General features: G+C 72.8%; 5 protein-coding genes and 1 riboswitch. Of the genes, 3 read left to right on the plus strand and 2 right to left on the minus strand.

Annotation, left to right across the window (positions count from 1 at the left end; translation table 11 throughout):
- The coding region (locus VFZ20_RS13565) for a putative bifunctional diguanylate cyclase/phosphodiesterase (protein ID WP_329684430.1) at positions 1–2,008 on the minus strand (2,008 nt) is incomplete at its 3' end.
- 12 nt (positions 2,009–2,020) lie between these two features.
- Positions 2,021–2,111, minus strand: a riboswitch (cyclic di-GMP riboswitch).
- Between the two features lie 190 nt (positions 2,112–2,301).
- The gene (locus tag VFZ20_RS13570; protein WP_329684431.1) at positions 2,302–2,661 is read right to left on the minus strand and encodes a VOC family protein; all 360 of its coding nucleotides are present in this window, start codon (positions 2,659–2,661) and stop codon (positions 2,302–2,304) included.
- Positions 2,662–2,824: 163 nt separating this feature from the next.
- On the opposite strand from VFZ20_RS13570, the gene VFZ20_RS13575 reads away from it, so the two are divergent.
- From VFZ20_RS13575 to VFZ20_RS13585, 3 genes are all read left to right on the plus strand, one after another.
- Positions 2,825–3,667 (plus strand): YwqG family protein, encoded by an 843-nt coding sequence (locus VFZ20_RS13575; RefSeq protein WP_329684432.1) that lies wholly within the window; start codon positions 2,825–2,827, stop codon positions 3,665–3,667.
- Positions 3,668–3,764: 97 nt separating this feature from the next.
- Positions 3,765–4,427, plus strand: coding sequence for a nitroreductase family protein (locus VFZ20_RS13580; RefSeq protein WP_329684433.1), 663 nt, complete (start codon positions 3,765–3,767; stop codon positions 4,425–4,427).
- 265 nt (positions 4,428–4,692) lie between these two features.
- Positions 4,693–6,177: a serine hydrolase domain-containing protein gene (locus tag VFZ20_RS13585; protein WP_329684434.1), complete on the plus strand. Its 1,485-nt coding sequence runs from the start codon at positions 4,693–4,695 to the stop codon at positions 6,175–6,177.
- The last annotated feature ends 225 nt before the right edge of the window (positions 6,178–6,402 follow it).

Raw genomic sequence — 6,402 nt, forward strand, 5'->3', positions numbered from 1 at the left:
GCACGGCCGTCTCCACGCCTTCCGCCGTCAGCCGCAGGTTCAGCGCCTCGGCCAGGGCCACGATGCTCCGGACGATGGCCTGGTCCGACGCGTTTTCCGCGATGCGCTGGATGAACGACCGGTCGATCTTGAGCCGGTCGAACCCGAACTGGCGCAGGTAGCCCAGCGACGAGTACCCCGTCCCGAAGTCGTCCAGGCAGATGCGGACGCCGTGCGCGCGCAGGGCCGCCAGCACGGACGCCGCCGTCTGGTAGTCCTCCACGAACGACGTCTCCGTGACCTCGATGATCAGCCGGCGCGCCTCGACCCCGTTCTCCAGCAGCGTGCGCTGTACGTCCTGCACCAGCCGCGGGTGCACCACGTGCCGCCCGGAGAAGTTCACGCTCACGGGCACGTCGCGCAGCAGGGGATTGTTGCCCCAGTCGCGCAGCTGGCGCGCGGCGGCGGCCAGCACCCAGCGGTCCACCTCCACGATGCTGCCCGTCTCCTCGGCCACGGGCAGGAACGCCTGCGGACCCAGCAGCCCGCGCTCCGGGTGGTTCCAGCGGACGAGTGCCTCCAGCCCCTCCAGCCGCCCGTCCTCCAGGCAGACGATGGGCTGAAAGCGCAGCAGGAGCTCGTCCCGGGCGATGGCGCGTCGCAGGTCCTTTTCCACCTGCAGCAGCGCCTCCTCGTGCGCCAGCACGCCGGGCTCGCTGACGCCGTGGTGCCCCGCGCCCAGCGTCTTGGCGCGGTACATGGCCCGGTCCGCCACGGCCAAAATGCCCTCCGGCGTGTCGGCGCTGTCGCCCAGCGCCACGCCGATGCTGGCGGACGCCGTCATCTCCACGTCGCCCACGATGGCGGGCGCGCCCAGCAGCGCCTGGATGCGCTGCACGACGGCAATTGCGTCGTGCTCGCGCTCCACGCCGTGCAGCAGGGCCGCGAACTCGTCCCCGCCAATGCGCGCCACCAGGTCCGTGGGCCGCACGGACGCCGCCAGCCGCTCGCCCACGATGCCCAGGAAGGCGTCGCCCGTTGCGTGGCCCATGCGGTCGTTGACGGCCTTGAACCGGTCCAGGTCCACGAACAGCACGGCAAAGTGCCCGCCGCGCCCCTCGCGCCGCGCGTCGCACGCCTGCCCCAGCGCGCGCAGGAAGGCCGCCCGGTTGGGCAGCCCCGTCAGCCCGTCGCGCTCGGCCTCCGTGGAGGGCGCGGACCCGTCCGGGGTGCCGCTCAGGTCCTTGCTCCACGTCACCAGCCCCAGCGGGCGGTCGTCGTCCGCGGAGACGACGTCGGACCACAGGCGGACGGGAAAGAGGGTGCCGTCGTGCCGCACGTTCAGCCGCTCCCGCATCCACCGGCGCAGGGGGCGCGGGGGCAGCCCGGCCTCCGCGCTCCACCGCTCCGGCGGGCCCAGCGACCGCGCCGGGCGGCCCGCGAGGTCCTCGGGCCGGTAGCCGTGCATGCGCGCCTCGGCCGCGTTGGTGTAGACGATGGCGCCCTGCTGGTTCGTGATGGTCACCCCCGTCTCCACCTCGTCCAGGGCGCGCTCCATGAGCCACGCCCGTTCCTGCGCCTGGCGCCGCGCCTCCGTCTCGCGCAGGCAGCGCAGCTCCGACAGCGCGGTGTCGGCCAGCGCGCGCAGGGCCACGAGCTCCCCGTCCGCCCATCCGCCCGGGTGCAGGGCGAGCATGCAGCCGAGCGATTCCGTGGCGGAAAGCGAGAGCTTGGCGAGGGCGAGGGTGCCGGGGGCAAAGGCCGCGGGCCCGTCCGTCTCCGGCGGGTCCAGGACGCGCGCGTCGTCCGCGCGCACCTCGCGCAGGACGGCGCGGTGGTGAAGAAGGAGACCCAGCAGCACCTGCTGGTGCTCGGCCGCGCCGGCCGTGTGCAGCGACGCGTCGGCGCTGTCGGGGACGATGACGCACGCGCCCAGCCGCAGCCGGTCCACGGTGGACGCGGCCAGGCCGCGCAGCACGTCGAGGTGTGCGCCGGGTACGGGCGGGGGCGTGTGGGGCGAAGTGCGCATGGACAGCACCTGTTCGGTAGCCCGACCGGCATGGCCGCATGGGCGCGGCGGTAGCCTCGTGGCTTTGCGTCCCCGCCTTTCGACGGGTTTGCCGTTTTCGCAGGCCCGGCCATGGGCCAGGCGGGAGCGTGCTCGTGTCTTCCGGCGTGGGCCGGTGCCGGATGCCGCCGCAAGGTACGTTCCCCGGCGGCGGCGGGAAAGGCCCGCGTATCAGCGCCTTCGTAGCGCGCCGTCCGGAGCGGAAGTTGTCGCGTTCCGGTGCGTCCCGCCCCGGCGACGTGCCTCCGCCGCGGTCACTCCACGGCCGTGCTGGGCCGGTTGGCCGCGAACTGCAGCAGGTACGCCGGCCGCCCGTCCGCGTTGCGGATGCCGAACATCGTCCCGAACGGCTTGGTGGTCAGCGGCAGGACGATCTCCGTCCCCTCGGACAGGGCGCGGAAGGCCGCCTCCACGTCGTCCACCAGCCAGTACGTCTCCGGTTCGCCGCTGCCCGCCAGGGCCGCGTCGCTCGTGATGGCGTAGTGCTCGAACTGCACGTACGTGGGGTGCTCGCGCTCCGCCCTGAGCCCCATCACCTCCACATAGAAGCGGCGCGCCGCCTGCACGTCCTTCACGTACTCCACCACCATCCCGAACCGCGGTCCGCTGCTCATCGGTTTGAATCCTTTCCTGGGTCTGGCCTGCCGGGTGGACGAGCGTGGAAAGATATCCGGGAACGGATGGATCACCAGCGCCGTCGCCTTGCCCGCGGGATGTCCGCGCCGCTACGCTCCCGCCCCACGCGAGGAGAACGGACGACGAGCACCGGGAGGATGGATGGACACGGGACGGCTGGAGGATGCGATCCGCGCGGCCGGGCTGGACGCGCACCGCGATACGATTCTGTCGGCGGTGCGGCCGGCCATCTACATCGGCCTGGGCGCGGCGGGGCAGGGCGGCGTGGGGCAGAGCCGCATCGGCGGATTGCCGGACCTGCCGGACTCCATCCCCTGGCCCGTGGACCCGACCCTCGGCCGTCTGCGGAGCTTTCTCCTGCAGATCCGCCTCGCCGAGCTGCCACCATTTCCCGAAAATCCGCTGCCGTCCCGCGGGATGCTGTACCTGTTCGCGGACGAGAACGAGGACCATGCCGATCAGCTCCTCGTCTACACGGGCGACGAGCCGCTGCGCCCGCGCCGGCCGCCGGAGGGCGCGGAGCTCATCACCGACTGGTACGACGACCTGGCGCCCCACGGGCTTGTGTTTGACCTTGGCGCCGACCTTCCGCGCTGGGCCACGCGCGACTACTACGCGCTCGTCGAGGCCATCGCGGACGGGGACGAGGACGGCGCGGAGGAGACGATGGAGGCGCTGGGCTGGGCCCTTGGCGGCGGGCATGCCGGCAAGCTGCTGGGCCACGCGGCCGGCATCGGCTACGACCCGCGCGAGGACGCGTACGTGATGCGCGAGGTCAACCCGGCCTGGCGGTACGCGTACGATCGGCGGCGCACGCTGGACATGGCCGGCGCCGCGCGGTGGACCCACCTGCTGACGGTGGATTCCGTCGACGAGGTGAACCTGATGTTCGGCGACGCCGGTTACCTGCAGGTGCTGGCGCACGAGGATGACCTGCGCCGGGGCGACTTTTCGCGCGTGTGGCTGAACCTGGAGTCCAGCTGACCGTCCCGCCTTGTCCGCCGGACGGGGATTACACGCCGGGGCCCGTCCCGTTATCATCCGCCGTCCATGGATTGGAAGAGACCAGATGCAAGGCGAGATGGCTGAGGATCGAGCAGGAATCGTAGACGGCGTGATCCGCGAGCGGCGGACGGTCAAGGTGCTGGCGGACGAGGCGTTCCCCGTGACGGACGTCCGCCCCGTCGTGGAGGAGCTCGTCGACGTGGCGGGCTGGGCGCCGTTCCACCGCGTGGCCGCGCGCACGCACCTGGAGGGCGCGCTGACGAGCATTGTCCCGTGGCGCTTTTACCTGGTGGACGCGGACGGCTGCCGGGCCCTGCGCCTTGCGCTCCTCGCGCGCGGCGACAAGAGCAAGATCCCGCGGATGCTGGCCGCGGCCTCGGCGCTCGTGCAGGCCACGTGGCTGCCCAACCCCGCGAAGGGCGAGCACATGGGGCTGTTCGAGGCCACGGAAGAGAACATGGAGCACGTGGCCGCGGCCGGCGCCGCCGTGCAGAACCTGCTGCTGGCGGCGCAGGCGCGCGGCATCCCCAACTACTGGGCCAGCGGCGGCGCCCTGCGCGGGGCGGACGCGTTCGGGTGGATGGGAATCCCCACGGGCGAGATCCTGCTGGGCTCCCTCTTTCTCTTTCCCACGGAGACGGACGGCGCGGAGGTGAGCCCCGGCTCGCACCGCAACAACCGCGGCACCCCGTCGGACTGGTCGCGCTGGGTGCGGCTGGACCTGCCGGACGCAGGCTGAGCTGGCCCCGTCCACGGGTGAGGGCGCGCGGCCCCGAAGACCGGCCGCGCGTCTTCGCTTCGGGGGACGGTCCGCGTCTTCGCCGTCGTTTCCCCGGACGCGCGGCGTACCGCCGGCCCGTCTCCGTGTTGTTCATCTCCACGGATGGCCGCGCGTCTTCTGCGGGCGGTGAATCCCGCGGGGGAAGGCAACCGTATCGCCCCTTATCGGTGTCGACAATTTTGTGACCTGCCGGACACCCTGCACTCGAGCGAACGATCCTTCCATGCGAACGCACCTCTCTCTCTCCGTCGCGGCCCTGGTGGCGGCCTCGTCGGCATCGGCCCAGGACACCGCGCTGGAAGCCCGCATCCGGCGCGTGGAGAACGGCCTGCTCACGCCGGTGGTCGTGGCGGGCACGCCGGGCCAGGGCGCGGGCATCGCCGACCGGATGCGGGCGCTGAACACGCCGGCCGTCAGCATCGCCGTCATCAACGACGGGCGCATCGAGTGGGCGCGCGCGTACGGCGTGCTCGAGGCCGGCGGCGCCCCCGCCGACACGGCGACGCTCTTTCAGGCCGCCTCCATCAGCAAGCCCGTGGCGACCGTGGGGGCCCTGCTGCTGGTGCAGCGCGGCGACCTGTCGCTGGACGCGGACGTGAACACCGCGCTGCGCTCCTGGCGCGTGCCGGAGAACGCGTTCACGGCGCGTGAAAAGGTGACCCTGCGGCGGCTGCTGAGCCACGGCGCCGGGCTCACGGTCTCCGGCTTTCCCGGCTACCCGTCGGGCGCGCCGCTCCCCACCACGGTGCAGATCCTGGACGGCCAAGCGCCGGCCAACACGGCGCCCGTGCGGGTGGACACCCTGCCCGGCTCGCTGACGCGCTACTCCGGCGGCGGGATGACGGTGATGCAGCTGATGGTGGAGGACGTGACGGGCCGGCCGCTCGCTGCCTACCTGGGCGAGGCGGTGCTGCGGCCGCTGGGCATGATGCACTCCAGCTACGACCTGGACGTCGCGCCGGATCGCGCGGCCCGCACCGCCCGCGGCCACGACCGGCGCGGCACGCCCGTGCCCGGCGGATGGAACCGCTACCCGGAGACCGCCGCCGCGGGGCTGTGGACCACGCCGTCGGACCTGGCGCGCTATCTGATCGCCGTGCGGCGCGCGGCCGGCGGACAGGCCGTGGGTTCCCTTACCCCCGACGTCGCGCGGCAGATGCTCACGCCGCAGCCCTCCGCCAGCGGCGGCGGCTTTGGCCTGGGGCTGCAGCTGGACCGGATGGGCACCCCCGCCGCGTCCTATGGCCACACGGGCAGCAACCGCGGCTACCGCGCGCAGATGCTCCTGTTCCCCGAGCGGGGCCAGGGCGTGGTGATCATGACCAATTCCGACGCGGGGAGCGACCTGGGCGCGGAGCTGGTGCGCGCCCTGGCGCGCGAGTACGGCTGGCCGCGCTTTCAGCCGGTGGAAAAGACCGCCGCGGCGCTGGACCCGGCGGCCCTCGCCGGGGTCCCCGGCCGCTACCAGTCCGCGGGGGACAACCCCGTCACGCTCGAGTTCACGGTGCGGGACGGGCGGCTGGAGGGCGCCGGCGCCAACTGGCCGGCGCCGCGGGTGCTGTATCCGCTCTCCGCGACGGAGCCGCGCTTCTTCATCCGGGAGCTGGACCGCGAGTTTACCTTCGAGCGCGACGATGCGGGCCGCGTCGTGCGCCTGCGCGTGACCGGCGGCGGCGCGCCCGAGCTGGTGGCGCAGCGCGTGGACTGATCCAGAATCCGCATAAACACTGCAGATCAGTGTTGATTTCCTGAGGGAGCGCCCGCGCAGGATTCGCCCGTTCACGAGACGACGGGCGCGACCGAAGGATCTCCTTCGTGGGGCAGGGACTTCGCCGCTGGACTGGGTCCTTGCCAGGGCGGGAAGATCCTTCGGGGCCGCACGCACCCGGCGCGGTCGAGTTCGTGAGGGCCCCTCAGGAAGACAACTGCTGTG

Source organism: Longimicrobium sp. (genome assembly GCF_036280135.1).
Classification (GTDB): Bacteria; Gemmatimonadota; Gemmatimonadetes; order Longimicrobiales; family Longimicrobiaceae; genus Longimicrobium.

Coding starts and splice junctions, on each gene's coding strand:
- VFZ20_RS13575 (WP_329684432.1), top strand. CDS start 2,825: ATGGACACGGGACGGCTGGAGGATGCGATCCGCGCGGCCGGGCTGGAC.
- VFZ20_RS13580 (WP_329684433.1), top strand. CDS start 3,765: ATGGCTGAGGATCGAGCAGGAATCGTAGACGGCGTGATCCGCGAGCGG.
- VFZ20_RS13585 (WP_329684434.1), top strand. CDS start 4,693: ATGCGAACGCACCTCTCTCTCTCCGTCGCGGCCCTGGTGGCGGCCTCG.
- VFZ20_RS13570 (WP_329684431.1), bottom strand. CDS start 2,661: ATGAGCAGCGGACCGCGGTTCGGGATGGTGGTGGAGTACGTGAAGGAC.